The organism is Caulobacter sp. DWR3-1-2, from assembly GCF_049896225.1.
In the GTDB taxonomy this organism is placed as follows: Bacteria; Pseudomonadota; Alphaproteobacteria; order Caulobacterales; family Caulobacteraceae; genus Caulobacter.
Genome location: NZ_JAFCTW010000007.1, coordinates 117,478 through 143,579, shown reverse-complemented (window position 1 = coordinate 143,579; position 26,102 = coordinate 117,478). Strand labels below are relative to the sequence as shown.

Annotated in this window: 30 protein-coding genes; 23 read left to right on the top strand and 7 right to left on the bottom strand. The window is 67.9% G+C overall.

Annotated features, from left to right (window positions below; translation table 11 throughout):
- A complete protein-coding gene (locus ACP696_RS12370; RefSeq protein ID WP_426043839.1) occupies nt 1-339 on the bottom strand; it encodes an endonuclease domain-containing protein in 339 nt (112 codons plus the stop codon).
- Nucleotides 340-544: 205 nt separating this feature from the next.
- Here ACP696_RS12370 and ACP696_RS12365 point away from each other — a divergent pair, with 205 nt between their 5' ends.
- Nucleotides 545-958 (top strand): organic hydroperoxide resistance protein, encoded by a 414-nt coding sequence (locus ACP696_RS12365; protein WP_426043838.1) that lies wholly within the window; start codon nt 545-547, stop codon nt 956-958.
- Nucleotides 959-1,006: 48 nt separating this feature from the next.
- On the opposite strand, the gene ACP696_RS12360 is transcribed toward ACP696_RS12365, so the two are convergent.
- The gene (locus ACP696_RS12360) at nt 1,007-1,429 is read right to left on the bottom strand and encodes a BA14K family protein (protein WP_426043837.1); all 423 of its coding nucleotides are present in this window, start codon (nt 1,427-1,429) and stop codon (nt 1,007-1,009) included.
- Nucleotides 1,430-1,630: 201 nt separating this feature from the next.
- On the opposite strand from ACP696_RS12360, the gene ACP696_RS12355 reads away from it, so the two are divergent.
- Together ACP696_RS12355 and ACP696_RS12350 are read left to right on the top strand one after the other, a co-directional pair.
- Nucleotides 1,631-2,386: a YebC/PmpR family DNA-binding transcriptional regulator gene (locus tag ACP696_RS12355; RefSeq protein WP_426014583.1), complete on the top strand. Its 756-nt coding sequence runs from the start codon at nt 1,631-1,633 to the stop codon at nt 2,384-2,386.
- A 217-nt stretch (nt 2,387-2,603) separates the two neighbouring features.
- Entirely contained in the window at nt 2,604-3,536 is a 933-nt protein-coding gene (locus ACP696_RS12350) for a nucleoside hydrolase (RefSeq protein WP_426014586.1), read from the top strand.
- 97 nt (nt 3,537-3,633) lie between these two features.
- Here ACP696_RS12350 and ACP696_RS12345 read toward each other — a convergent pair whose 3' ends face one another.
- A complete protein-coding gene (locus ACP696_RS12345; RefSeq protein ID WP_426043836.1) occupies nt 3,634-4,140 on the bottom strand; it encodes a hypothetical protein in 507 nt (168 codons plus the stop codon).
- Nucleotides 4,141-4,276: 136 nt separating this feature from the next.
- On the opposite strand from ACP696_RS12345, the gene ruvC reads away from it, so the two are divergent.
- The 4 genes from ruvC to ACP696_RS12325 all read left to right on the top strand — a co-directional run bounded on the left by ruvC (nt 4,277) and on the right by ACP696_RS12325 (nt 6,735).
- Nucleotides 4,277-4,798 carry a crossover junction endodeoxyribonuclease RuvC gene (gene ruvC, locus ACP696_RS12340; RefSeq protein WP_426014752.1) on the top strand — a complete coding sequence of 174 codons (522 nt, stop codon included), beginning with the start codon at nt 4,277-4,279 and terminating at the stop codon, nt 4,796-4,798.
- Nucleotides 4,795-5,409, top strand: a complete 615-nt coding sequence (gene ruvA, locus ACP696_RS12335) for a Holliday junction branch migration protein RuvA (protein ID WP_426032971.1) — start codon at nt 4,795-4,797, stop codon at nt 5,407-5,409. The genes ruvC and ruvA overlap by 4 nt, the downstream gene beginning before the upstream one ends.
- A gap of 118 nt (nt 5,410-5,527) precedes the next feature.
- On the top strand, nt 5,528-6,577 hold the full coding sequence (ruvB, locus tag ACP696_RS12330; RefSeq protein ID WP_426043835.1) for a Holliday junction branch migration DNA helicase RuvB: 1,050 nt from the start codon (nt 5,528-5,530) through the stop codon (nt 6,575-6,577).
- A complete protein-coding gene (locus tag ACP696_RS12325) occupies nt 6,574-6,735 on the top strand; it encodes a hypothetical protein (protein ID WP_426014594.1) in 162 nt (53 codons plus the stop codon). Before ruvB ends, ACP696_RS12325 begins: the two co-directional genes overlap by 4 nt.
- Before the next feature lie 121 nt (nt 6,736-6,856).
- Here the strand turns inward: ACP696_RS12325 and ACP696_RS12320 are convergent, their stop codons facing one another.
- Together ACP696_RS12320 and ACP696_RS12315 are read right to left on the bottom strand one after the other, a co-directional pair.
- The gene (locus ACP696_RS12320; RefSeq protein ID WP_426014755.1) at nt 6,857-7,120 is read right to left on the bottom strand and encodes a type II toxin-antitoxin system RelE/ParE family toxin; all 264 of its coding nucleotides are present in this window, start codon (nt 7,118-7,120) and stop codon (nt 6,857-6,859) included.
- A 12-nt stretch (nt 7,121-7,132) separates the two neighbouring features.
- The gene (locus tag ACP696_RS12315; RefSeq protein WP_426014595.1) at nt 7,133-7,309 is read right to left on the bottom strand and encodes a CopG family transcriptional regulator; all 177 of its coding nucleotides are present in this window, start codon (nt 7,307-7,309) and stop codon (nt 7,133-7,135) included.
- A 60-nt stretch (nt 7,310-7,369) separates the two neighbouring features.
- On the opposite strand from ACP696_RS12315, the gene ACP696_RS12310 reads away from it, so the two are divergent.
- From ACP696_RS12310 to ACP696_RS12250, 13 genes are all read left to right on the top strand, one after another.
- Nucleotides 7,370-7,810: a YbgC/FadM family acyl-CoA thioesterase gene (locus ACP696_RS12310; RefSeq protein WP_426014756.1), complete on the top strand. Its 441-nt coding sequence runs from the start codon at nt 7,370-7,372 to the stop codon at nt 7,808-7,810.
- A 139-nt stretch (nt 7,811-7,949) separates the two neighbouring features.
- A complete protein-coding gene (gene tolQ, locus ACP696_RS12305; protein WP_426014596.1) occupies nt 7,950-8,648 on the top strand; it encodes a protein TolQ in 699 nt (232 codons plus the stop codon).
- Nucleotides 8,649-8,652: 4 nt separating this feature from the next.
- Nucleotides 8,653-9,171 carry an ExbD/TolR family protein gene (locus ACP696_RS12300; RefSeq protein WP_426014598.1) on the top strand — a complete coding sequence of 173 codons (519 nt, stop codon included), beginning with the start codon at nt 8,653-8,655 and terminating at the stop codon, nt 9,169-9,171.
- A gap of 149 nt (nt 9,172-9,320) precedes the next feature.
- Nucleotides 9,321-10,214: an energy transducer TonB gene (locus ACP696_RS12295; RefSeq protein WP_426014601.1), complete on the top strand. Its 894-nt coding sequence runs from the start codon at nt 9,321-9,323 to the stop codon at nt 10,212-10,214.
- A 14-nt stretch (nt 10,215-10,228) separates the two neighbouring features.
- On the top strand, nt 10,229-11,545 hold the full coding sequence (gene tolB / locus ACP696_RS12290; protein WP_426014603.1) for a Tol-Pal system beta propeller repeat protein TolB: 1,317 nt from the start codon (nt 10,229-10,231) through the stop codon (nt 11,543-11,545).
- Nucleotides 11,546-11,743: 198 nt separating this feature from the next.
- Entirely contained in the window at nt 11,744-12,298 is a 555-nt protein-coding gene (pal, locus tag ACP696_RS12285) for a peptidoglycan-associated lipoprotein Pal (protein WP_426014604.1), read from the top strand.
- Nucleotides 12,299-12,492: 194 nt separating this feature from the next.
- Nucleotides 12,493-13,329: a tol-pal system protein YbgF gene (gene ybgF / locus ACP696_RS12280; protein WP_426014607.1), complete on the top strand. Its 837-nt coding sequence runs from the start codon at nt 12,493-12,495 to the stop codon at nt 13,327-13,329.
- 46 nt (nt 13,330-13,375) lie between these two features.
- The gene (gene tilS, locus ACP696_RS12275; protein ID WP_426014609.1) at nt 13,376-14,737 is read left to right on the top strand and encodes a tRNA lysidine(34) synthetase TilS; all 1,362 of its coding nucleotides are present in this window, start codon (nt 13,376-13,378) and stop codon (nt 14,735-14,737) included.
- Between the two features lie 76 nt (nt 14,738-14,813).
- Entirely contained in the window at nt 14,814-16,688 is a 1,875-nt protein-coding gene (gene ftsH / locus ACP696_RS12270; RefSeq protein WP_426014610.1) for an ATP-dependent zinc metalloprotease FtsH, read from the top strand.
- 262 nt (nt 16,689-16,950) lie between these two features.
- Entirely contained in the window at nt 16,951-17,763 is an 813-nt protein-coding gene (gene folP / locus ACP696_RS12265; RefSeq protein WP_426014612.1) for a dihydropteroate synthase, read from the top strand.
- 985 nt (nt 17,764-18,748) lie between these two features.
- A complete protein-coding gene (gene thiD, locus ACP696_RS12260; RefSeq protein WP_426014614.1) occupies nt 18,749-19,570 on the top strand; it encodes a bifunctional hydroxymethylpyrimidine kinase/phosphomethylpyrimidine kinase in 822 nt (273 codons plus the stop codon).
- 53 nt (nt 19,571-19,623) lie between these two features.
- Nucleotides 19,624-20,154 carry a nucleotidyltransferase family protein gene (locus ACP696_RS12255; RefSeq protein WP_426014757.1) on the top strand — a complete coding sequence of 177 codons (531 nt, stop codon included), beginning with the start codon at nt 19,624-19,626 and terminating at the stop codon, nt 20,152-20,154.
- 125 nt (nt 20,155-20,279) lie between these two features.
- Nucleotides 20,280-21,110, top strand: a complete 831-nt coding sequence (locus ACP696_RS12250; RefSeq protein ID WP_426014616.1) for a PhzF family phenazine biosynthesis protein — start codon at nt 20,280-20,282, stop codon at nt 21,108-21,110.
- Nucleotides 21,111-21,232: 122 nt separating this feature from the next.
- On the opposite strand, the gene ACP696_RS12245 is transcribed toward ACP696_RS12250, so the two are convergent.
- On the bottom strand, nt 21,233-21,700 hold the full coding sequence (locus ACP696_RS12245) for a hypothetical protein (RefSeq protein ID WP_426014618.1): 468 nt from the start codon (nt 21,698-21,700) through the stop codon (nt 21,233-21,235).
- Nucleotides 21,701-21,816: 116 nt separating this feature from the next.
- Nucleotides 21,817-23,697, bottom strand: coding sequence for an ATP-binding protein (locus ACP696_RS12240; RefSeq protein ID WP_426014620.1), 1,881 nt, complete (start codon nt 23,695-23,697; stop codon nt 21,817-21,819).
- A gap of 169 nt (nt 23,698-23,866) precedes the next feature.
- Here ACP696_RS12240 and ACP696_RS12235 point away from each other — a divergent pair, with 169 nt between their 5' ends.
- The 3 genes from ACP696_RS12235 (at nt 23,867) to ACP696_RS12225 (ending at nt 26,005) form a co-directional block, all read left to right on the top strand.
- Nucleotides 23,867-24,211 (top strand): hypothetical protein, encoded by a 345-nt coding sequence (locus tag ACP696_RS12235; RefSeq protein WP_426014622.1) that lies wholly within the window; start codon nt 23,867-23,869, stop codon nt 24,209-24,211.
- A 57-nt stretch (nt 24,212-24,268) separates the two neighbouring features.
- Complete coding sequence (locus ACP696_RS12230) at nt 24,269-24,694, top strand: hypothetical protein (RefSeq protein ID WP_426014624.1); 426 nt, start codon at nt 24,269-24,271, stop codon at nt 24,692-24,694.
- 135 nt (nt 24,695-24,829) lie between these two features.
- Complete coding sequence (locus tag ACP696_RS12225) at nt 24,830-26,005, top strand: phosphoserine transaminase (protein ID WP_426032943.1); 1,176 nt, start codon at nt 24,830-24,832, stop codon at nt 26,003-26,005.
- Nucleotides 26,006-26,102: the final 97 nt, after the last annotated feature.

Sequence of the window (26,102 nt, the reverse complement as noted above, 5' to 3'; positions counted from 1 at the left end):
TCACGCCGTCAACCGGAGCGCCGCGCCTGTGGCCTCGGCGACGCCGCCTGGGTCGGCAAGTACGACCTCGTTGCCGAACCGTAGGACCCGATAGCCGCAGCGCTGCAGCGCCTCGGTGCGCAGAGCGTGATGGTCTTCGCGGCCTTCATGGGTTGGACCATCGAGCTCGACGATTAGATGCGCGTCCCGGCAGGTAAAGTCGGCGAAGTAACGATCGATCGGAACCTGGCGGCGAAACTTGTAGCCCCCGAGGCGACGGCCACGAACGATCGTCCATAGCTTTTCCTCGGCCAGGGTTTGGCCGCGTCTCAGACGGCGAGCGGTTGCGATCGGATCCATGGAACGAGCTTGGCCTTGTGCGCGGCTGTGGCAAGCAAAGTAACCAGGGTTTCACTTTAACGGCGTCACCCCTCACCCTCCCACCGCTCTGCGGCGGGCCCCTCCCTCTCCCCTCCGGGAGAGGGTTTCATTCAGCCACGCTTGTGTCCGTCACGCCTTCGGCCAACAATCGCCGCGCAACCTTGTCCGCCCCAGGAGCCCTCCCATGACCGACGCCATCTATACCGCTCACGCCCACGCAATCGGCGGCCGTCAAGGCACGGCCAGGACCGACGACGGCCATCTGGACGTCAAGCTGGGCTATCCCAAGTCGATGGGCGGCGATGGCGAGGGGACCAATCCCGAGCAGCTGTTCGCGGCCGGTTACGGAGCCTGTTTCCTCGGCGCGCTGGGCTTGGTGGCCCGCAGCCAGGGCGTCAAGCTGGGTGAGCACAGCCTGGACGTCGAGGTTGACCTGATCAAGGACGACACCAGCTTCCACGTCGGCGTACGCTTGATGCTCAACGCGCCCGGTCTCGACGCCGAGACGGCGCTGAAGGTCTTGCACGCCGCCCATGAGGTCTGCCCCTATTCGAAGGCGACGCGCGGCAATATCGAGGTCGAGCTGAAGGTGGCGTGACGCCGAAAGTTCCGTCCCCTGTGCGGGAGGCCCTATTTGCGCGCCAGGCTACAGCCGGCAGCGGGCCACGACTCCGCGACGAACGACGTAGGTGTCGGTGCGCGAATTGTAGCTGCGATAGCGGGTCTGGCAGGCGCGCACATGCTGGTACCAATTGCCATGGCGCGAGTAGGACTTGGGCGGGTGCGGCGGGCGCGAGCCCCAATGATCGTCCCAGCGGCCATAGTCGCCCCGGCCCATGTGGTCGCCGCGATCCATGTCGTGGCCCATGTCATGGCCCATGCCGCGATCCTGGCTATGGTCTTGATGATCCATGTTGGATGAGCCCATGGACCCCATGGGCGAATTGGAACTGGGCGCGGGGTGGCGGTCGCCGGGCGGTCCCATCGGCTGGCTGCTTTGGGCGGACACCGCCAGGGGCGTCGCCGCCAGTAGCGCCGTCGAGACGGCGACAAGCATGAAGTTGCGCATGATCTTGGCTCCTGGCGCCCGAAGACGCGGCGGCGTCCGGGGGAGCCTGATCGCGATAGGGACACCCCACCTCAACCGCTGGGCCGGGGCGCGGTTCCAGCCGGCGAGCGGCTTCCGAAGCGACGCGGGGTGACAAAACCCCGTTTCAGACGGTAGAAGCGCGCCCTACCTTTCCATTCCAGATCAGAGAAGAGCCTCCGAATGGCCGGCCACTCGAAATTCAAGAACATCATGCACCGCAAGGGCCGCGCCGACGCCGCGCGCTCCAAGCTGTTTTCCAAGCTGTCGCGGGAAATCACCGTGGCCGCCAAGGCCGGCTTGCCCGACCCCAACATGAACCCGCGCCTGCGCCTGGCGGTCAACAACGCCAAGGCCGAGAGCCTGCCCAAGGACGTCATCGACCGGGCGATCAAGAAGTCGCAGATGGGCGACGCGGCCGACTATGCCGAAATCCGCTACGAAGGCGTGGCGGCCGGCGGCGTCGGCGTCATCGTCGAGGTGCTGACCGACAACAAGAACCGCGCCGCCGCCAATGTTCGCTCCTACTTCACCAAGCTGGGCGGAAACATGGGCGCCACCAACTCGGTGGCCTTCAACTATGACCGCGTCGGCCAGGTCTCGTACCCCGCGAAGGCCGCCAGCGAAGACGCCATGATGGAGGCCGCCATCGAGGCCGGCGCCGACGACGTGGTGTCGGACATGGACGAGGAGGGCGAGGGCCACACGGTCTATACCGCCTTCGAAAGCCTCAACGAGGTCGCCGCCGCCCTGGAAGCCAAGTTCGGCCCGGCCTCCAACACCAAGATCGCCTGGCGCCCAAAGATGCAGGTGCCCGTCACCGGCGAGGCCGTGGTCACCCTGATGAAACTGCTCGACGCCCTCAACGACGACGACGATGTGCAGGCGGTCTATTCCAACGAAGAGATCAGCGACGAGGACGTGGCGAGGCTGGGGTGATTTCCTTCTCCCCTTGCGGGAGAAGGTGTCGCGAAGCCGACGGATGAGGGGTCTCTCAGACATCTGACGCGGCGTTCGTCCTCACCGCTGGGCGCGGCGTTAGGCGGTCTTCGACCCCTCACCCGACCCGCTTCGCGGCCCCCCCTCTCCCGCAAGGGGAGAGGGATTTTGCGTCTCGGACTTTCCGCGACGAGGCCGACCGCGCTACACTCCCCCCATGCCGTTGCGCCTGCACATCGACACCGACTGCGGCGTGGACGACGCCCTGGCCCTGGCCCTGCTGGCGCGCGCGCCCGACGCGGTTGACGTGGTCTCGGTGTCGGCGGTGTTCGGCAACACCTATGTCGACCAGGCCGCAGCCAACGCCCGGGGCGTGCTGCGGCTCGCGGGCTGCGCGGCCGAGGTCTATATCGGCGCCGGCTCGGGCCTGGCCAAGCGGCGGGTCGAACGGATGCGACCGGCCCATGGCGTCGACGGCCTGAACGGCGCGGGTTTTTCGCAGCGCTGGAAGCTGCCGGAACTGGACCACGGCCACGGCGCCAGCCTGCTGGCCTATTGCGCGCGTCGCAAGCTGACGGGTCTGTTCCTGGGCCCGCTGACCAATCTGGCCCAAGGCCTGTTGGAGGAGCCCGGCGCCTTTCGCGGCTGGGGTCCGACGGTGATGGCCGGAGCCTTCGCGGTCGAGGGCAAGGCGGCCGGCGGCGCCGACTTCAACAGCTGGAGCGACGCCGATGCCCTGGCTCGGGTGCTGGCGGCCGGGGTCGCTCCGCGCCTCATTCCGCTGGACATCACCTCCCAGGTGACCCTGACCCTGGAGGCCATGGCGGCTGGCGCGGCCAGTTGCGGCACACCCTTGTCGGTCCGGCTGAACCGGGCGCTGGGTCCCTATGCCGCCTTTCACCACAAGGCCTGGGGGATCGACGGCTGCCATCCTCACGACGCGGTGGCCGCCGTCAGCCTGATCGCGCCTCGGCTGTTCGGCTTCGAGCCGGCGCGCGTGCGGGTCATCACCGATGGCGCGGGCATGGGCCGGTTGCAGCGGATCGAAGGCGAGCCCAATGCCGAGGTCTGCGTCGCCGTCGAGGCCCTGGCGGTCGAACGCCTGCTGCTGGAGCGGCTGTTCTGCCAGCCGGTGCTGAGCCCGGCCTAGAGCAAGCCGCGCGATGTAGGAGTCGCACGGCTTGCTCTAGACTTTTGTTTTAGCATCGCTTTTGCGGAAAACCGGTGGCCACTTTTCCGCGCGATGCCTAGGCCGGGACCGCGCTCGCCGCCGGCTTGGCCAGCCGGGCGAGGCAACTGCCCCACAGCACCACCGCCGCAGCCAAACCGATCGCCAGCGGCCGGTGAGCGGCATCGAGGGCCAGGCCCCCCAGGCCGATCAGCACCAGCAGCAGGCCGGTGACATAGTAGATCGGGGCCGGGATCCACTTGGCCAGCGGCAGGAAGTGCAGGCCGACGATGACCGCGCAGACCGGGAACAGATCGTCCAGCCGGCCCAGATTGAGCAGCACGTTGGCGGCCACGAACATCGCCAGGCCCTCGCCGGCCCCGGCCAGGGCGAGCACGCGGCCCGCCCGCTTCTTGTCGGCGGGGGCGCGAGCGGGCTCGCCCTTCATCCGGCCGCGCGCAAAGACGACCAGCAGGACGGAAATCACGGGTCCCACCAGGGCCAGGCCGACCGGCGCGTGACCAAACTGCACGCCGCCGACCCACCAAGCGGCGGCGAAAAAGGAAAGGAAGACGATGGCTGCCATCGCAAAGCGCCCCCACACGCGACGGAAGCGTTCTTGTGTGCTGGGAGCCGCGTCTTGGCAACCCTGGGTTCTCTAGCGCGGATTAAGGTTTTGTAAGGCAAGTCGCGCCTTTTCCTGACGGGCAAGACAGGCGATGGTGCGAGAACACATGATGAACGCGAATCGCATCCCGATCCGAATCCTGGGCCTCGATCCCGGTCTGCGCCGCACCGGCTGGGGCGTGATCACCATCGAGGGTTCGCGCATGGGCCATGTCGCCCACGGGGTGATCGCCCCGGACGACAAGGCCGACTTCGCTTCGCGCCTGCTCTGGCTGTTCGAGGGCATCTGCGCGGTGATCGAAGAGCACCGCCCCGACGAGGCGGCGGTGGAGGAGGTGTTCCTCAACACCAACGCCCAATCCACCCTGAAACTGGGCCACGCCCGCGCCGCCGCCCTGATCGCCCCCGCCCGCGCCGGGCTTCTGGTCGCCGAATATTCCACCCGCCTGGTCAAGAAGGCGGTGGTCGGCACCGGGGCGGCCGACAAGGCCCAGATCGGCTTCATGATCGCCCGCCTGCTGCCGACGGCCGGCAAGACCACGGCCGACTGCGCCGACGCCCTGGCCGTCGCCATCACCCACGCCAACCTGCGGATCGCCAACCGGAGGGTCGCATGATCGGTCGACTGAGGGGCGCCGTCGCCGAGATCGGCGAGGAAGAGGCGCTGATCGACGTCATGGGCGTCGGCTATGTCGTGCGCTGCGGGTCGCGGACTTTGCAGCGGCTTCCGGCCCTCGGCGAGGAGGCCCTGTTGCACATCGAGAGCCAGTGGAGCGAAAGCGCCGGCTTGCGCCTCTATGGGTTTGGCGCCCGCGAGGACCGCCGGGCCTTCGTGCTGCTGCAGGCCATCCAGGGCGTGGGACCCAAGGCGGCCATGGCCGTGCTGGACGTGCTGTCACCGGCCGAGCTGGCCAGCGCCGTGGCGCGCGAGGACAAGGCCGCCGTTGGGCGGGCGTCGGGCGTGGGGCCCAAGCTGGCCCTGCGGATCGTCACCGAGTTGAAGGGCAAGCCGATCACCGACGGGCCGGTCTTGATGACCGCGCCGGGCGCCGTAGCGTCGGCCCCCGCCAAGCCGGCCCCGACCGGCGACGCCGTGGCGGCGCTGATGGGCCTGGGCGTGGCCGAGGTCAACGCCCGCCGGGTGGTCGAGGCGGCGGCGGCCAGGCTGGGCGAGGAGGCGACGGTCCAGGCGCTGATCAAGGCGGGACTGCAGGAGTTGGGGCGGTGAGCGTTCGTCTCACTCCTCCCACCGGTCCTTCGGGCCACCTCCCCCACACGGGGAGGATTTGCGCCCCTAAGTCCTCCCCCTGTGGGCGAGGTGTCGGCGCAGCCTACGGAGGGGGGATATGACCCGCATCATTTCCGGCGAAGCCCAGCCCCAAGAGCAGATCCCCACCTCCAGCGACCGCGCCCTGCGCCCGCAGACCCTGGCCGAATTCGTCGGCCAGGAGCAGGCCAAGGCCAATCTGCGGATCTTCATCGAGGCCGCCAAGGGCCGGGGCGAGGCCCTGGACCATGTGCTGCTGTTTGGCCCGCCGGGCCTGGGCAAGACCACCCTGGCCCAGATCGTGGCGCGTGAGCTGGGCGTCAATTTCCGCGCCACCTCCGGCCCGGTGCTCAACAAGGCCGGCGACCTGGCGGCGATCCTGACCAATCTGGAAGCCAACGACGTCCTGTTCATCGACGAAATCCACCGCCTGCCCTCAACCGTGGAGGAGATCCTCTATCCGGCCATGGAGGACCATGTGCTGGACCTGGTCATCGGCGAGGGACCCTCGGCCCGCTCGATCCGCATCGACCTGGCGCCCTTCACCCTGGTGGCGGCGACGACGCGGGCGGGCATGCTGGCGACGCCGCTGCGCGACCGTTTCGGCATCCCTATCCGCCTGGAATTCTACACGCCCAAGGAGCTGCAGCTCGTGCTGCTGGGCGCCGCCCGCAAGATGGGTGCGCCGCTGAATGAGGAGGGCGCCGCCGAGATCGCCGCCCGGGCGCGGGGCACGCCCCGGGTCGCCGGCCGCCTGCTGCGCCGGGTGCGCGACTTCGCCGAGGCCGACGGCGCCAGCGTCATCGACCGCAAGGCGGCCGGCATGGCCCTGGCGCGGCTTGAAGTCGACGAACTCGGATTGGATTCTCTCGACCGCCGCTACCTGCGCGCCCTGATCGAGAACTATGGCGGCGGCCCGGCCGGGGTCGAGACCCTGGCCTACGCCATCGCCGAGGCCCGCGACGCGGTCGAGGACGTCATCGAGCCCTATCTGATGCAGCAGGGCTTCATCCAGCGCACCCCGCGCGGGCGGATGGCCTGTGGCAAGGCTTATCTGCACCTGGGCTTGCAGGAGCCGGTGAGCGTGCCGAAGATCGTGCAGGGCGGGCTGTTTGGGGAAGAGGCGTGATGGAGCGCGGAGAGGCGACCTTCGAATTCGCCGGCGGCGACATCGCCCTCTGGGATGACGACGGCGTCTTGATGCTCAAACTCAAGGAACCGCACAGCGACCCGGTCGAGCTCGTTGCGCGCCAAGCTCTGGAGCTCGGCGAGTTCATCGTGACCTAGGCCAAGGCCCAGACCCATTAGAGCATTTTTCGAGCGAAGTGGTTCCGGTTCGCGTGAAGAAAAATGCGTCAAAACAACAGATTAGAGCTCACGGCCTGACGCAGTCAGGTCGGGAAATGCTCTAGTCTGGCTCTTGTGCGCCATGGCGGATGCGCAGGATGACCACGGTCTCACCGGAAAACCGATAACGGATCAGATAGGGATGGATTGCGGCCAGTTCGCGTAACCCGCGCGAAGCGGGGCGCCCGCGTTCGGGATGATCGATCAGGCTATTGGCCGCCGTCTGCAACCGCTGCGCCAGGCGCGCGGCGGCCGACGGGTTGAAGCCGGCGATATAGCGGAAGATATTGTTGAGATTGGCGATGGCCTCGCTCGTCCAGATCACCCGACGCAAGGCCTAGTCACCTGGCTTGGGAGGCACCGTAGGTGCGCCGCTGGCCCAGGACGCCAGCCAGCGCGTGACCGCCTCATGGCTAATCGTGCGGCCCGCCGCGACGTCGGCCTCGGCCCGCGCGTCGGCGGCGGCCTCGGCGTCGTCATCAATCTCATCGAACAGGGAAGGCTCGATTTTCATGGGGCCAGCGTAGCACTACAAGGGCGGGAGCCCAAGATGTCGCTCAAGCCGGAGTCCAGGATGATCGAACCCACCGCCGGCGTTTTCGAGGGCCGCGAGCACCGACTGCCGGTGCGCATATACTACGAGGACACCGACTTCTCCGGCCTCGTCTATCACGCCAATTATCTGCGCTATTTCGAGCGCGGGCGGAGCGACTTCTTTCGGCTGGTGGGGATTTCGCACACCGAGCTGGCGGCGGTCGATACGGCCTTCGCGATCACCCGCATGGCGCTGGACTTCAAGAAGGCCGCGCGGGTCGACGACGCCCTTCTGGTGCGCACTTGTTATGACCGGATCAAGGGCGTGCGGCTCTATTTCACCCAGACGATCACCCGCGGCGACGACCTGATCGCCCAGGCGGCGGGCGAGGCGGTGTGCATCACCCTGGGCGGCCGGCCGCGCAAGCCCGCGCCGGAGATGGCGGCCAAGCTCGCGCCGTGGCTTGAGGTTCAAGCTTGAGCAATCAAAAACCATCCCGCCCGCCAGGCGTCATAGTTTCACCATTGCGCCGCTTCATGCCAGTAAGGCGCAACGGAACCTGAGCGGGTGCGCTATGACCTGCTCCTACGATTAGACGCCCCGACGGAGCTGACCCCGCATGGACGCCGCCGCAGGCCCCCAGAGCTTTTCCTTCATCTCGCTGTTCCTCCAGGCCGACTGGGTGGTCAAGGCGGTGATGATCGGCCTGATCCTGGCCTCGCTGGGCTCGTGGGCGGTGATCATCGACAAGCTGTTCCGTTTCGCCGCGTTGAACGGCGCCGCCAACCGGTTCGAGGACCAAGTCGGTTCCGGCCAGGGGCTGGAGGAGGTCGCCGCCCAGGCCGGGGCCAATCCGCGCCATCCCCTGCCGCGCATGCTGCAGTCGGCCCTGAAGGAATGGCGCGACGCCAAGGCCAAGGGTCCGATCGGCGAGAGCCAGGCCGCCTTCCTGATCCAGCGCATCGACCGGATGATGGACACGCTGATCTCGCGCGAGACCGGCAAGGCCGAGGAGGGCCTGGGCAGTCTGGCCATCGTCGCCACCGCCAGCCCGTTCATCGGCCTGTTCGGCACGGTGTGGGGCATCATGCACGCCTTCCAGAGCATCGCCCTGTCGAAGAACACCTCGCTGGCCGTGGTGGCGCCGTCGATCGCCGAGGCGTTGTTCGCCACCGCCATCGGCCTGATCGCCGCCATTCCGGCCTATATCGCCTACAACAAGTTCTCGACCGACGCCGGCAAGTACGCGGGCCGGCTGGAGAACTTCGCCGACGACCTGTCGACGGCCATCCAGCGTCGCCTGAGCGAGCGGGTCTAGCCTCATGGCGATGTCAGCCAATGACGCCTTCGCCACCGGCGGCCGTCGCGGTCGCCGTCGTCGCGGCCGCCGGGGCAAGGGCGCCCTGTCGGAGATCAATGTCACGCCGCTGGTCGACGTGATGCTGGTGCTGCTGATCATCTTCATGATCAGCGCGCCGCTGCTGACCGCCGGCGTGCCGCTGGAACTGCCCAAGACCGAGGCCGCCGCCCTGCAGAACCAGCAGGAGCCGATCACCGTCTCGATCAAGGCCGACGGCTCGACCTTCGTGGGCGAGGCCCCCGTGCCCTTCGCCGACCTGGCCCCGCGCCTGAACGCCGTCGCCGGCGACGGCTATGACAAGCCGATCTTCGTGCGGGCCGACGGCAAGGCCAACTACGCTACGGTGGCCCAAGTGATGGCGGCGCTGTCCAACGCCGGCTTCAGCAAGATCAACTTGCTGACCGACACCGGCGGGCCGTCGTCGGGCGTCGCGCCGAAGGCCGCCGCGAGCGGCGCCGGCGCGTTGCGCCCAGCGCAGTAGGATTCGGCAGTGCCCGGCCCCTTTCTCTCCACTCATCCCGGCGAAGGCCGGGACCCAAGCGGGATTGCCGGTCCGAACTCAGCACGAAACCCCAAGCTCGGCTTGGGTCCCGGCCTTCGCCGGGATGAGTGGAATTGGGGTGGCCCCTCATGAGCCGCCACGACCGCAACAACACCTCGCCCGCCCTGGTCGGCTCGGTCATCCTGCATGGCCTGGTGGTCGCGGCGATCCTGGTCGGCCTGCCGTCGAAGCCGCCCAAGCCGATCATCATCGGCGAGAGCGTGCCGGTGACCCTCGTCACCGCAGGCCCTACCAATGTCCGCCCGGCGCTCGAAGCGCCGCAGGACCAGGTCGCCCAGACCGAGGACCCGGTCCCCGAGGCCGATCCGCAGCCGCCGGCCCCCGTGCCCGCGCCGACGCCGACGCCTGCGCCCGCTCCGCCAAAGCCAACCCCCACCCCGACCCCGACCCCCAAGCCGCCCACGCCAAAGCCGCCGACGCCCCCCAAGCCGGCAAAGCCCGCCAAGCCCGAGCCCGACTTTTTCGCCTCGCTGGAAAAGACCCTGGCCAAGACGCCCAAGGCGGCCGGCAAGCCTGTGGCCAACGCCGCCAAGGGCCCGACCCGCCCGGAAACCGCCACCCAGGCCCGTCCCGGGGCCGGGGCGATGACCGGCCTTCAAGCCGCTGCCATCGCGGGCATGAAGGACGAGATCCAGCGCCGCTGGAACCCCAATTGCGAGGTCGAAGGCGGCGCCAGCGTGCAGGTGCGGGTCGGCTTCAAGCTGCTGCCGTCCGGCCGGATCATCGACAAGGTCACCGCCGACATTCTGACCGGCGGCGGCGCGGTGGGCCGGGTCACCTCGACCGGCCAGTCCAGCAGCAACACCGTCACCGGCGCGGTCGATTCCATGACCCAGGCCGCCGCCGAGCGGGCGATCCGGGCGGTCTATCAATCGGCGCCCTTCGAGGGCTTGCCGCCGGACTATTATGGCCAGCAACTCAATTTGAACTTCAAGGCGCGCGACGCTTGCGCGGCGCGATAGGGAGGACACGACGCATGAACCTCAAGACCCTCTTCTCGAGCTTGGCGACCGCCGCCGTCCTGGCCGTCTCCACGGTCGCGCTCGCCCCGTCGATCGCCCGGGCCCAGATCGAGGTCGATATCGACAAGGGCGCGGTCAAGCCGCTGCCGGTCGCCATCCCGGCCTTCTCTGGGGCCGGCGGCCGCGGGGCCGACATCGCCCAGGTCATCACCGGCAATCTCGAGCGCTCTGGGCTGTTCCAGCCGCTGAACGTCGCCAATGTCGCCGACAAGCTGACCGACGTAAATGTCCAGCCGCGCTTCCCCGACTGGCAGGCGACCGGGGCCCAGGCCCTGATCAACGGCCAGGTGACGGTGGGCGCCGATGGCGTGCTGCGCGTCGACTTCCGCCTGTGGGACACCTTCAGCCAGCAGCAGCTGCTGGGCCTGCAGTTCACCTCCACCGCCGAGAACTGGCGGCGCGTGGCCCACAAGATCAGCGACGCGGTCTATGAGCGGCTGACCGGCGAGAAGGGCTATTTCGACACCCGCGTGGTGTTCGTCGCCGAGAGCGGCACCAAGCTCAATCGCATCAAGAAGCTGGCGATCATGGACCAGGACGGGGCCAACCCGCAGTACCTGACCGACGGCTCCTACATCGTCATGACCCCGCGTTTCTCGGCGACCAGCCAGGAAATCACCTTCATGGCCCTGCGGCCCACGGGCTCGACCATCTATCTACAGAACCTGGAGACCGCCCGCACCGAGACCGTGGGCAAGTTCCCCGGCATGGTCTTCGCACCGCGCTTCTCGCCCGACGGCCGAAAGGTCGCCTTTTCCGTCGAGAAGGGCGGCAACAGCGACATCTATGTGCTGGACCTGCGCACCCGCCAGTCGACCCGGATCACCACCGATCCCTCCATCGACACCTCGCCGTCGTTTTCGCCCGACGGCAGCAAGATCGTCTTCAACTCCGACCGCGGCGGCCAAGCCCAGCTCTATGTGATGAACGCCGATGGCTCGGGCGTGCGCCGCATCTCCTACGGCGGCGGCCGCTACACCACCCCGGTCTGGAGCCCGCGCGGCGACTTCATCGCCTTCACCAAGCAGACCGGCGGCGAGTTCCATATCGGCGTGATGAAGACCGACGGCGGCGACGAGCGCCTGCTGACCACCAGCTATCTGGACGAGGGCCCCACCTGGGCGCCCAACGGCCGGGTGCTGATGTTCTTCCGCGAGGGCCCGGCTGGCGTGCCGAAACTGTGGACCGTGGACATCACCGGCCGCATCCTGCGCCCCGCCGCCTATCAGGGCGCGGCGTCGGACCCGGCCTGGTCGCCGCTGTTGGACTAGGGCGCGATCATCGAAACCTGAGCCGGCGCCGCGCGTTGCCCTTTTGACGTTCATCTGGCGTTCACCTGCCGGGTGAACGAGGTGGCCCTTCGACAATCTGACGCCATTGTGAGGTTCAGGTGGCGTTTTCGAGGGGCGCCACAAAGACTCCGCGCGTATAAAGTATGGGCCTTGGCCGTGGACTTGAGGAGAAACTGGATGAGCTTCGACACCCAACGCGTCGCTAGACTGGCGATGATCGGTCTGGCGGCCGCCTCGCTCGCCGCCTGCGCCTCGCGGCCGAAGCCCCAGGGCCCGGTCGCCACCACCACGCCCTCGCAACCTTCGACGCCGCCCTATAGCCAGCCCACCGGCCCGAACTCGCCGGTCAATACCGGAGCCTTGCCCGGTACGGTGCAGGATTTCGTCATCAATATCGGCGAGCGGATCTATTTCGACACCGACAGCTACGAGGTTCGCAGCGACGCCCAGCCGACGCTCGGCGCCCAGGCCCAGTGGCTGAACCGCTATCCTGCCGTGCGCGTGCGTATCGAGGGCAATGCCGACGAACGCGGCACCCGCGAATACAACCTGGCGCTCGGCGCCCGCCGCGCCAACGCCGTCCGCGAGTTCCTGGTTTCACAGGGGGTCTCGGGCGCGCGCATCGAGACCCTTTCGTATGGCAAGGAAAAGCCGATCGACGGCGGCTCGGGCGACGACAGCTGGGCCAAGAACCGCAACGCCCGCACCGCCATCACCGACGGCGCGCGCTAGATAATCTTGCCCCTTGCCCCTTGCCCCTTGCCCCTTCCCCCTTGCCCCTTGATGGGGGAAGGGCCGGGGATAGGGGTACAGCGGCGGTTCAGCCGGGGGGGGCGCGTCACCCCCACCCAAACCTCTCCCATTAGAGGGGGAAGGGCTTTTGTTTTGGCCGCACTTTCGTCCGCAATCAGGGCATAATCGCCGACATGAAGCTGAAAGCCGCCTTGCTGGCCTCCGTCCTGACCCTCGCGATCTTCGCGCCGGTCATGGCCCAGACCCCGATGCCCGACCCGCTGGACGATCGCTCGGCCAAGCGGTTGGAGCGCATGGAGAAGGTGGTGCGCGAGCTGCGCTCGATCGTCTTCCAGGGCCGCGACACCGGCAAGCCGGTGGTCGTGCAGCCCGCCGAGACCGACGCCCAGATCGCCGCCCTGTCCGAAAAGCTGGGCGACCTGGAGCAGACTCTCACCCGGATGAACGGGTCCAACGAGACCCTGACCCATGACCTGGACGAGGCTCGCCGGTCCAGCGACGTCCAGAAGGCCCGCGCCGAGGCGCTGGACCAGCGCCTGGCCGCCCTCGAAAAGCGCCTCGCCGACCAGGCCGCCGCAGCCGTTCCCGCGCCCAGCGCCGCCGCCTTGCCCGCCGCGCCCGGCGACGCGACCGCCGCCTTCAAACAGGCCCGCCAACTGCTGCTGGACGGCGACTATGGCGCCGCCGAGACGGCCTTTTCCGGCTATGTCGAGACCTACCCCGACAGCGCCAAGGCTCCCGAGGCGCGCTATTGGCTGGGCGAGACCCAGTTCGTGCGCGAGGCTTACGGCGACGCCGCTGGCTCCTATCTGGGCGCGGTGCGCGGCTGGCCCCAGACCAGCTGGGCGCCCGACGCGGTGCTGAAGCTGTCGCGGGCCCTGGTGGCCCTGCGCAAGCCGGCCGACGCCTGCAAGACCCTGGACGAGCTGGCCAAGCGCTATCCCAAGGCCCCCGCCGCCCTCACCGCCAAGGCCGCCACCACCCGCGCCCAGGCCAAGTGCGCGGCTTGATCTTTTCCGCTCATCCCGGCATTGGCCGGGATGAGCGGATTTTGGTTTGACCTTCCCCCCCTTCACCGCCGCCTTGGACCGCTGCCTGCGCCCTTCGGCCCCCGCGCCGCTGGCCGTCGGCTTCTCCGGCGGCGGCGATAGTCTGGCGCTGCTGATCCTGACCCTGGACTGGGCCCGCGCCCACGGGCGGGCGGTGATCAGTCTGACGGTCGATCACCAGCTCAACCCCGCCAGCGCCGCCTGGACCGCCCAGGCCGTGGCCAAGGCTCAGGCTTTGGGCGCCAAAGCGTCCGGTTTGTCGTGGACTGGCGACAAACCCGCGACCGGCCTGCCCGCCGCCGCTCGCGCCGCCCGCCACGCCCTGCTGGCCGACGCCACGCGCGAGGCCGGAGCCAGCGTTCTGCTGTTGGGCCACACTCAGGGCGATCTGGCCGAGGCCGCCGCCATGCGCGCCGAGGGCTCGACGGTGTCCGACCCCCGCGATTGGGCGCCGTCGCCGGCCTGGCCAGAGGGGCGGAGGGTGTTCGTGCTGCGACCCTTGCTGGCGGTGGGGCGCGTGGAGCTTCGCGACTGGCTGACGGCGCGGGGCGAGACCTGGCTGGATGATCCGGCCAATGAGGACGTGACCTATGCCCGGGCCCGGGCGCGGCGGTTGCTTTCCTCCCCCGAGGAGCGCAGCGCAACGGGGGAGGTGGCGGCGAAGCCGACGGATGGGACGTCCGCCGCCGCTGGCGCCCCATCCGTCACGTCGCCTATTGGCGCCGCGCCACCAACCCCGCTGCACGGGGGAGGAGAAGGCTATCTCATCCTCCCCCGCGACGCCCCCGCCGCCCAGGTCGCCGCCGCTTGCCTGTGCGCCGCCGGCACCGCCACCCCGCCGCGCGGCGAGCGTCTGCGGCGGCTGGTCGATCGGCTAAGGTCCGGTGAAACCTTCACCGCCACCCTGGCTGGGGCGCGGATCGAGGCGGGCGACACCGTCGGCTTCTTCCGTGAACCCGGCGAATCGCGGCGCGGCCCAAGTCCTCCCCCTGTGGGGGAGGTGTCGGCGCAGCCGACGGAGGGGGGCGTGATCCCGCGCCCGACGACTCCCCCCACCGCTCCTGCGGACCGCCTCCTCCTAGGGGGAAGGACCTTGGTTTGGGACGGTCGTTATGAGATCACGGCGACAGAGCCCGGCCTCTCCGTCCGCCCGCTGCAAGGCCTGGCCGCCCGCCTGCCGCCGGCGCAACGCCAAGCCCTGAAAGGCTTTCCGGCCGCTGCGCGCGCCTCGCTGCCGGCCATCGTCGACGCCACCGGACGGGTGACTTGCCCGATCCTTGCAGACACCGATCAGGCGCGAGCGCGTTGTCTTGTCATGGATCGTTTCGGTGCGGCGACGGGCCGTGTCGATCAAGAACCCGCGACATGATATCCCGCGCGTGGCGAAACCGGTCCGACCATCCTATCTTGGAAGGTCAGAGATTATCGTTGGGAAGACAACGCGTATGAATTTCAAGACCCTGGGCATCTGGCTCGCGATCGCGATGGTGCTGTTGGCGGGCTACGTCTTCACCCAAGGCGGCAAGGCCGCCGGCGGCGGCGGCGAGGTCAGCTATTCGCAGCTGCTGCGCAACATCGACAACAACCAGGTCAAGAAAGCCGACATCAGCGGCGACCTGGTCAAGGTCGAGCCGCGCCAAGGCAAGCCCTACACCGTCAACGTGCCGCCCGACTCTCAGGACATGGTCAAGCGGCTGGAAGGCCGCAACGCCGAGATCGTCTATCAGCGCGGCGGCATCAGCCTGCTGGGCATTCTGCTGAACATGCTGCCGATCCTGGTGCTGGTCGGCGTGTGGATCTTCTTCATGCGGCAGATGCAGGGCGGCACCAAGGGCGCCATGGGCTTTGGCAAATCCAAGGCTCGTCTGCTGACCGAGAACAAGAACCGGGTGATGTTCGACGACGTCGCTGGCGTGGACGAGGCCAAGGAAGAGCTGCAGGAGGTCGTCGAGTTCCTGAAGGACCCGGCCAAGTTCCAGCGCCTGGGCGGCAAGATCCCCAAGGGCGCCCTGCTGATCGGCCCTCCCGGCACCGGCAAGACGCTGATCGCCCGCGCCGTGGCCGGTGAGGCCGGCGTGCCGTTCTTCACCATCTCCGGTTCTGACTTCGTCGAGATGTTCGTCGGCGTCGGCGCCAGCCGCGTGCGCGACATGTTCGAGCAGGCGAAGAAAAACGCCCCCTGCATCATCTTCATCGACGAGATCGACGCCGTCGGTCGCCACCGCGGCGCCGGCCTGGGCGGCGGCAATGACGAGCGCGAGCAGACCCTTAACCAACTGCTGGTCGAGATGGACGGCTTCGAGGCCAATGAAGGCATCATCCTGATCGCCGCCACCAATCGTCCCGACGTGCTGGACCCGGCCCTGCTGCGTCCGGGCCGCTTTGACCGCCAGGTCGTGGTGCCAAACCCCGACGTGATGGGTCGCGAGAAGATCATCCGCGTGCATATGAAGAACGTGCCCCTGGCCGCCGATGTCGACGTCAAGACCCTGGCCCGCGGCACCCCCGGCTTCTCGGGCGCCGATCTGGCCAATCTAGTCAACGAGGCGGCCCTGACCGCGGCGCGAAAGAACCGTCGCATGGTCACCATGCACGACTTCGAATACGCCAAGGACAAGGTGATGATGGGCGCCGAGCGTCGCTCGATGGCCATGAGCGAAGAGGAAAAGAAGCTGACGGCCTATCACGAGGGCGGCCACGCCCTGGTGGCCCTCAGCGTCGCCGTCGCCGACCCCGTGCACAAGGCCACCATCGTGCCGCGCGGACGGGCTCTGGGCATGGTCATGCAGCTTCCCGAGGGCGACCGCTACTCGATGAGCTTTGACATGATGACCTCGCGCCTGGCGATCATGATGGCCGGCCGGGTGGCCGAGGAACTGATCTTCGGCAAGGAGAAGATCACCTCGGGCGCCTCCAGCGACATCAGCGCCGCCACCAGCCTGGCCCGCAACATGGTCACCCGCTGGGGCTTCTCCGACGAGCTGGGCACGGTGGCCTATGGCGACAATCAGGACGAGGTGTTCCTCGGCCATTCGGTGGCCCGCACCCAGAACGTCTCGCCCGACACCATGATCAAGATCGACACCGAGGTGCGCCGCCTGGTCAAGGGCGGCGAGGACGAGGCGCGGCAGATCCTGGGCGACAAGCTCGACAATCTGCACGCCATCGCCAAGGCTTTGCTGGAGTTCGAGACCCTCAGCGGCGACGAGATCATCGGCGTGATGAAGGGCGTCCAGCCCACGCGCATCGAGGACGAGAGCAACAAGATGCCGACCGGGCCGGTGGCCTCGGTGCCGGTGTCTGCGGGCGTCACGGCCTAGGATTTCCGGGCCTTCGCGACCTGAGAGAAGCCGGACCGGTTCGCCGATCCGGCTTCTTCTTTTATTGACTGGCAGGCGCCAAAAATCCGCTCATCCCGGCGAATGCCGGGACCCAGATGGAATGACTTTGAGGCTGACGCCAAAAGCGTTGAGCCTGTCCAATCATCCACCCCGCTCGCGGATCTGGGTCCCGGCATTCGCCGGGATGAGCGGATCAAGGGGTGCGCTTCGATGTAGAGCAAACCTGTTCTAGAACGCTCCCATGACCCCCACCCCACACCGCCCCCGCGTCATGGGGATCGTCAATGTCACGCCCGACAGCTTCTCCGACGGCGGCCGGTTCCTGGATCACGCCGCCAGCCTGGCCCACGCGCGGCGGCTGATCGCCGACGGCGCCGACATCCTCGACATCGGGGGCGAAAGCACCCGGCCCGGCGCCACACCCGTCCCTGCCGACGAGGAGATCGCCCGCGTCGCGCCGCTGATCGCCGCGATCCGCGCGGAGAGCGATGTCGCGATCTCGATCGACACGATGAAACCCGCCGTGGCCCGCGCCGCCGTCGCGGCCGGGGCCACGATCTGGAACGACGTCGCCGCCCTGCGTTGGGCAACCGACGCGCCCGAGGTCGCCGCCGAACTGGGCTGCGAAGTGGTGCTGATGCACATGCTGGGCCAGCCGGGCACGATGCAGGACGCCCCGCGCTACGACGACGTCGTCTCCGAGGTCGAGGCCTTCCTGTTGGCCCGCGCCCTGACCGCCATGGCCGCCGGCGTGGCGCGGGAGAAGATCTGGTTGGATCCGGGCATCGGCTTTGGCAAGACGCCCGCCCACAATGTCGCCCTGCTGGCCGCCTTGCCGCGTTTCGTGGCCCTGGGCTACCCGGTGCTGCTAGGGGCCAGCCGCAAGCGCTTCATCGCGGCGTTGGATCCGCTGGGGGCGGCGGCCGGGGAGCGGCTCGGCGGCTCCCTGGCGGCCTGCCTGCACGGCGCGAGCGCCGGCGTGGCGGCGGTGCGGGTGCACGACGTGCGGGAGACCGCGCAGGCGCTTGCGGTTTGGGGGGCGGTTGGATCATGAGTAAAGGTTTCGTCTGCCCCGTCTGCAGCTTCGGCGACGCGGCGTTGGCGCCCTATGATGCTGATGCTTGGTACCAGGAGATCTGCCCGTGCTGCGGCACGCAGTTCGGCTACGACGACTCGACGCAGCCGCATGCCGTCTTACGAGAGGGGTGGATCGTCGCCCGACTCAAAACTCGTGCTGACGACAAGCCAGGGTGACCAACTTGCATCCGTTCCGGGTGGACTTGTAAGGGGCTGGGCATCAAGCAAACGCTCCGTCCCTCCCCCTCGCGGGGAGGGTGGCCCCGAAGGGGTCGGGTGGGGGGACCTGGCCGCATTGAGCGCCGAGCGCCGCAGCCCCACCCCTCGGCTTCGCCGCCACCCTCCCCACAAAGGGGAGGGAAGGAGGGCGAACAAGTTGACGCGAGTGGCCATGAACTAATCTTCAGCGAAATCAACGCTCAAAACTCTTTCAATGTTTTTGACGCTCACCCCCTCTGACCACCCCGATAATGATCTCACCCCATCGCACGGGGAGGGACGTCGGCCGGCGACCTGACGGGCGGTGGGGAGTGGTCGAGCGGGAAGGCTTGGCCGCCGTGTCTTCTTCGGGAGACGCGCCAAGGTCGGTTCGGAGCAGGTTCGCCCCCGCGGCGACAAAACTCCGGCGCCCGGGGCAGGCGGTCTCGCCAAAAGGTACGGGCTGAAATCGCCTGTACGGTCCGGACGGGTTAGCCGCCCTTCCGCCCGCCGGGGGCCCACTTCGGAAGCGGGTTAAGACCCCGCGCTCCGATGGCTCCCGTCTGAAGGCCACGCGAAGCGCTCGTCTTCGTCGAAACGGTATTCAAAACTGCAAATCCTCCGGGCGGAGCCCGGGCGCTTCGCACCCTCCCCATCCATCGCAGCCGCCAGGCGCGTGAGCGCGAAGCCGCGCCTTGTCGCAGAGCCAGTTGAGACGCGTTGTGCGCTACCCCCATCCTCGACTCCCCGCTAGAACCCTGGTCATGACCCAAGCGCCCTCCCATGCCTCCGCCTTCCGGGGCCGCGTGCTCGTCCTCGCCGGATCGGATTCCGGCGGCGGGGCGGGGATCCAGGCCGACATCAAGACCATCACCGCCCTCGGCGGCTACGCGGCCACGGCGATCACCGCCGTCACCGTGCAGAACACCCTGGGCGTCACCGGCGTCCATCCGATCCCGCCGGACATCGTCGAGGCCCAGGCCCGGGCCGTGCTGGACGACATCGGGGCCGACGCCTTCAAGACCGGCATGCTGGGCGACGTGGCCATGGTCGAGACCGTGGTGCGGGTGCTGGCCAGCGCGCCCCAGGTTCCCGCCGTGGTCGACCCGGTGATGATCGCCAAGGGCGGGGCGTCCCTGCTGGCCGAGGCGGCGATCGGCGCGGTCCGCACGCTGATGATCCCCCGCGCCGCGCTCTTGACCCCCAACGCCCCCGAGGCCGCCGCCCTGACAGGCCTGACCGTCGAGACCACCGACGACCTGCGCAGGGCCGGCGAGGCCCTGCTGGCGCTGGGCGCCCAGGCGGTGCTGATGAAGGGCGGGCACGTGTCGGGCGACCGGGTCATCGACCTGCTGATCACGCCCCAGGGCGAAACCAGCTTCGAGGGCGAGCGCATCGACACCCGCCACACCCACGGCACCGGCTGCACCCTGGCCTCGGCCTGCGCCACGGGCCTGGCCCAGGGCCTGAGCCTGACCGAGTCGGTGGCGCGGGCCTGGAACTATGTCCATGAGGCCATGTTGCGCGCGCCAGGCTTCGGGGCTGGGCACGGGCCGCTGGATCACGGCTGGATGGTGCGGAAGTGAGCGCGGACCTCGAAGTCCGCCTCGTCGAGATTATCCGCAACGTCCCCACCACCATGCAGGTGCTGCGGGTGGTGCGCGACCTCCAACTGCCCGACGCCATGGTGTTTTCCGGCGCGGTCTATCAGCCGGTCTGGAACCACCTGACCGGCCGGGCGCCGGACTATGGGATCAAGGACTACGACGTCGCCTATCACGACGATTCCGACACTTCCTACGAGGCGGAGGACGTGGTGATCCAGCGGGTGGCGGCTCGGTTCGAGGAGCCGCTGCGCAGCCTCGTCGAGGTGCGTAACCAGGCCCGGGTGCATCTGTGGTTTGAGCAGAAGTTCGGGGCCGACGAGCCCTATCCCCCCCTGCTGTCCAGCAGCGACGCCCTGAAGCGCTTCGTGGCCACGGCCTTCTGTGTCGGGGTGCGGCTTGAGGCCGATGAGCGCCTGTCGGTCTGGGCGCCGTTCGGGCTGGAGGACCTGTTCGCGATGCGCCTGCGGGCCAATCCGCTGCGGGTGAAGAGCGCGGGCGGCTGGGAGCGCACGACCGGCTCGGCCAAGGGGCGCTGGCCGGAGATCACGGTGGAGGGGGCCTAGGCAAGGCTAGGGACAGGCGCATGCGCCTATCCCCATCAGCATCCACGAACATTGTCCCGCGTGACAATTTTCGAATTGATCAAGGACAGGGGGCTCGCTAGGCCTCGCGAAACAGGAGCTCCGCCATGCGCCAGTGGACCATCGACGCCTTCGCCTCGGGCCCGTTCAAGGGCAATCCGGCCTGCGTGGTCGAGCCGCTGGACGCCTGGCCCGACACCGGCTGGATGCAGACCCTGGCGGCCGAGAACAACCAGGCCGAAACCGCCTTTCTGCTGAAGACCGACGGTCCGGCGCGGTTTGGCCTGCGCTGGTTCACGCCGACGGTCGAGGTTCCGCTCTGCGGCCACGCCACCCTGGCCTCGGCCCACGCCCTGTTTTCCGAGATGAACGTCGAGGCGCCGTTGCTGACCTTCGAGACCCTGGCTGGTCCGCTGACGGTTCGGCGCGACGGCGACGGACTTGAGATGGACTTTCCCGCCGACCCGCCAAGGCCCGTCGAGATCCCGGCGGGCCTGGCGGAAGCCCTGGGCGCGGCGCCGGTCGAGACCCTGGCCGCCGGCTATCTGCTGGCGGTGATGGCCGACGAGGCGACGGTGCGAGGCTTGGCGCCGGATCTGGCGGCCCTGAACAAGATCGGCGGCGAACTGGCCTCAGGTGGTCCAGGCCAGGTGATCGTCGCGGCCCTGGCCGATGCGGGGCGGCCCTATGACGTGGTCAGCCGGTTCTTCGCCCCGGGCTGCGGCATCCCCGAGGACCCGACCACCGGCTCGGCCCACTGCATCCTGGCGCCGCTGTTCAGCGACCGCCTGGGCCGGCGGATCCTGCGCTATCACCAAGCCTACCCTGGCCGGGGCGGCGACCTGGAATGCGAAAACCGCGGCGCACGCGTTCTGTTGCGTGGCCGCGGTTTCACGATGGTCGAGAGCCGGCTGAGGGCAGGGCCAGCGCTCGGTTAGGGCCTAGCCAAGGCGAGGCTAGAGCATTTTTCAAGCGAAGTGGTTCCGGTTCGCGTGAAGAAAAATGCGTCGAAACAAAAGATTAGAGCTCACGGCCTGACGCAGTCAGGTCGGGAAATGCTCTAGTAGCGGCGCGGACCGTCGTCATGACCGCGGCCATAACCGTTGCCGTAGCCATAATCGCGGTCCCGGTCTTGGTCGTGACGCTCGTAGCGGATCTGGGCGCCGATACGGTCGAAGCGACGATCCAGGTCGGCGCGCTCCCAGCCGTTCAGGCCGTCCGAGCGATAGCGGTATTCCAAGCGGGCGGTCTGACGCAGCTCGCCCTTCAGGCGATAGGCTTCGTTGCGGGTCAGGCTGCCGTTGCGGATGCCGATGTCGATGCGCTGATCGAGCCGTGCGACCCGGTCACGGCCGGTGTTCCAGCCGCCGCGATCCTCGGGGCCGCGTCGATCGTCATAACGATCGCGCCGATCGTCGTAACGATCGCCCCGATCATCGTGACGATAGGATTGGGCCATGGCGGCGGCGGGAACGGTGGCGGCGGCGACGGCCGAGACCGCGGCGATCGAAAGCAGGATCTTTTTCATCGTACGGTTCCTCTTATAGATTGTCCGGCGCCCAACGGGACGACGTTGATCTCAAGAAACCACAACCAGCCTGAAGCCGTTCTGAGCCGCTCGTTATGTTGCGTTCAGGTTCGTCATCAGGCCGCGGCCACCTTTGAACCATCCTTGCGGGACGCCGCCACGGCGGTTTCAATGGCGTCGTAGAGCTTGGTCACCTCGATGGGCTTGGCCACGTGGCCGTCCATGCCAGCGGCCATATAGCCCTCGACTTGATGGGCCAGGGCGTTGGCGGTGACCGCCACGATCGGTGTACGCTTGCGGCCCTCGCTGATCTCCAGGCTGCGGATGGTGCGGGCGGCCTCGACGCCGTCCATCACCGGCATGTGGATATCCATCAGCACGATGTCGTGGCCGCCGCGCTTCCAGGCCTCGACGCAGGCGGCGCCATCGGCGACGATCTCGACCTCGGCGCCCAGCGGGGCCAGGACGGCGGCGATGACCTTCTGATTGGTCGGATTATCGTCGGCGGCCAGCACCCGCAGGCGGCGCTCGGACTCGATCGGCGGCGCCGCTGGCTCGACGGGCGGAGCGATGCGGGCCTCGCCGCGGGGCATGGCGACCACGACGGTGAAGGTCGAGCCCTGGCCTTCGCGGCTCTGCACATGCACGCCGCCGCCCATCAGCGCTGCCAGCTCGTTGCAGATCGACAGGCCCAGGCCCGAACCGCCGAACCGGCGAGTTGTCGAGCTGTCGGCCTGCACGAACTTGTCGAACAGGCGCGGCAGGGTCTCGGCGGCGATGCCGATACCGGTGTCGACCACGTCGACGCGCAGGCCCGAACCGTCGTCCGCCGAAGCGAAGCGGACCGAAACCGAACCCTTGAGCGTGAACTTCAGTGCGTTGGAGACCAGGTTGCCGAGGATTTGCCGCAGGCGATCGGCGTCGCCGCGCCACGCGCCCAGGGCCTCGGGGGCGACGAAGACGCCAAACTCCAGGCTCTTCTCGTGCGCCAAAGCGGCGTAGGATTCTCGCATCGACAGGGCCAGGGCCGCCAGGTCGAAGTCGCGTTCCACCAGGTCCAGGCGACCGGCCTCGATCTTGGAGAGGTCCAGCACGTCGTTCAGCACCGACAGCAGCAGGCCGCCCGATTCGCGGATCACCGACAGGCGTTCGCGCTGCTGGGCGTTCAACTCGCCCATGGCCATGACCTCGGTCATCGCCAGCACGCCGTTCAGCGGGGTGCGGATCTCGTGGCTCATATTGGCCAGGAAGTGCGACTTCAGGACATTGGCGGCGTTGGCGTCATCGCGCGCCTTGACCAGTTCGGCCATGGCCCCGCGCAGGTCGTGGTCATTGGCCTCGAGCCGCGAGACCAGATGGTTGAAGCTGTCGGTCAGGCTGTGGAAGACCTCGTCGTCGGCCGCCTGCACGACCGGCTTGAAGCGGCCGTCGGCGGCGACTTCGCGCATGGCTTGCGACAGGCGCTCCATCGGCTTGGTCATGCGACGCGCCAAGCCGTTGGCCAGCAGGATCGCCAAGCCGGCCGAGCCGAAGAACAGCGTGCCGGTGAGGGCCAGGTCGCGGGCCAGGATATCCACCAGGCTGGGGCGGCGGGCGATCAGGGCCAGGGTTCCGACCTGCCGCGAGCCGAGCATGATCGGGCGGACAAGGGTGTCGACGTCCGTGCCGACCGCCCCGACCTGCGCGATGACCTGGGCGTGCATGTCGGTCAGACGCACGGCGGTGACATTGGGGGCCTTGGCCACGGCTTCGAGCGCGCGATAGGCCCCGACGGTGTTGTGATCAGCCATGGGGGCAGCGGCGCCGGCCGCGACCATCTGGGCGAGAATCTCGTGGTTGGCTTGGGATTCCTGCCGCGCCACGCTCCATTGCTGAAGCATGAAGCACAGGCATGCGGCCAGAAGCGCGACCACCGTCGTGGTCAACGCGACGGCCGCGATTCGCGCCTGCAAAGGCGCGTGGGTCGCGGCCCCGGTGCTGCGGCTTTCGTCGATCATTTCGCGTCCCAGGAGATCCTAGAGGACCACCATGCCACCATCTTCCTAACGCTTCGCTTCCAAGACACGACTTTAGCAGCACAAAACAACGTTGACGCGCATTTCTCCATTGCCTTCTTCTTAACTTTTCGTTTACCTCTTTTGTTAGTTTTTCATTAGGGAGATGGGCGTGGAAAAGGTTTTCGTTGCTAAGCGTGTGGCGTCAAAGCTGCACGGAACCGAAGTCGCGATCGATGCGGCGATGGTGCAAGCCGCCGAGCTGATGGCCGACATGGTTCAAGGTCGTAAGGACCTGAAGCTCTCGGCTACCGTCGGCTCCGCCGCGACCGCCAAGGTCATGGCCGCCCTGGCCGCCCTGTCCGACGCCCGCACCGCCATGGTCGAAGCGCACGGCGAAATGGAACAGACCGCCCTGCGCCTGGGTGTCCGTACCAAGATGTTCGGCTTCGATTCCAAGGAAGGGTCGCTTCAAGCGCCCGAAGTGACCGAAGAGCGCTTCTCCGAAGCGAGCTAAGCAATATTGCAATAGTTTAATCCCTAGAGTCTCTAATTCACGTTAGAGACTCTAGGGATGCACATTCAATTCGCCCTCATTCTGGGACTGATCGTCACCTTGACGGTGTGCGGCTTGGCCTGGGCTCGTGGCGCGCCCGCAGAGCGCTGGGGCGCGTTAATCGTGCTAGTGGGCACGATTGTTTATCCCCTGATCCAACTCCTATTGCCGCCCGCCTCGCAGCCAGTGGTCTATCTTCTGTGTGAGGGCATCTACGGCTTGAGCTTCCTGCTGCTCGCCCTGCGCTACGCCAGTCTTTGGCTCGGTGGCGCGATGCTGTTGCAGGCCATGCAGTTTAGCCTGCACGCCTACTATATCGTCGGCGAGCGTCCGCATGATCGCACCTATGGTCTGGTCAATAACCTGAACTCGATCGGCGTGCTGATCTGCATTCTGCTGGGCATCGTCGTAAGCTGGCGCAAGCGCGCGCGCGGCGCAAAATAATTGCCGCACGCGGATGATTCGTTCTCCCCGCGGCAAAATCTCTCCTTGCCTTTGCCAGCGAAACGCGGTCTTTCGCCGGCGGGCCACGTCCCCCCAACGGGGCGCTGTCCATCTGTAAGGATGGGAGACATCGCTATGACCACCCCCCTCGCCAAGCCGGCGATCCGCCCGGCTCGTCCCGAGTTCTCTTCCGGCCCCTGCGCCAAACGGCCTGGCTGGACCCCCGAAAATCTCAGAAACGCCGTGCTCGGCCGGTCGCACCGCTCCAAGCTGGGCAAGGGCCGCCTGAAAGCCGCCATCGACCAGACGCGCGAAGTGCTGGAAGTGCCCGCCGACTTTCTAATCGGCATCGTCGCCGGTTCCGACACCGGCGCCGTCGAGATGGCCATGTGGTCGATGCTGGGCGCCCGCCCGGTGCAACTGCTGGCCTTCGAATCGTTCGGCAAGGACTGGGTCACCGACGTGACCAAGCAGTTGAAGCTGCCCGACGTCGAGGTGCTCGACGCCCCCTACGGCCAGCTGCCCGACATCTCCAAGGTCGATCCGGCCAAGGACCTGGTCTTCACCTGGAACGGCACCACCTCGGGCGTCCGCGTTCCGAACGCTGACTTCATCTCGGCCGATCGGGAAGGCATCACCATCTGCGACGCCACCAGCGCCGCCTTCGCCCAGGACCTGGACTGGACCAAGCTGGATGTCGTGACCTTCTCCTGGCAGAAGGCCCTGGGCGGCGAAGGCGCGCACGGCGTGCTGATCCTGTCGCCCCGCGCCGTCGCTCGCCTGGAGAGCTACACGCCGCCTTGGCCGATGCCCAAGCTGTTCCGCATGACCAAGGGCGGCAAGCTGGCCGCCGACATCTTCGAGGGCGCGACCATCAACACGCCCTCCATGCTCTGCGTCGAGGATGCGCTGGACGCCCTGAAATGGGCCGCCTCGATCGGCGGGCTGGAAGCCATGCAGGGCCGCGCCGACCAGAACCTGGCCGTGCTGGCCGACTGGGTGGCCAAGACCCCGTGGGTCGAGTTCCTGGCGGCGACGCCGGACATCCGCTCCAACACCTCGGTGTGCCTCAAGGTTGTCGATCCCACGATTTGCGCCTTGTCGGACGACGCCCAGGCCGACTTCGCCAAGAAGCTGGCCAGCCTGCTCGAGAAGGAGGGCGCCGCCCTCGACATCGGCGGCTATCGTGACGCTCCGGCCGGCCTGCGCATCTGGTGCGGCGCCACCGTCGAGGCCTCCGACGTCGAGGCCCTGACGCCCTGGCTCGATTGGGCCTTCGCGTCTGTTTCGGCTGAGTTGGCCGCCGCTTAACCTAGCGCTACTCCCCCTCCGTCGGCTGCGCCGACACCTCCCCCACAGGGGGAGGACTTCGAGATCAGTCCTCTCCCTGTGGGGAAGGTGGTCCCAA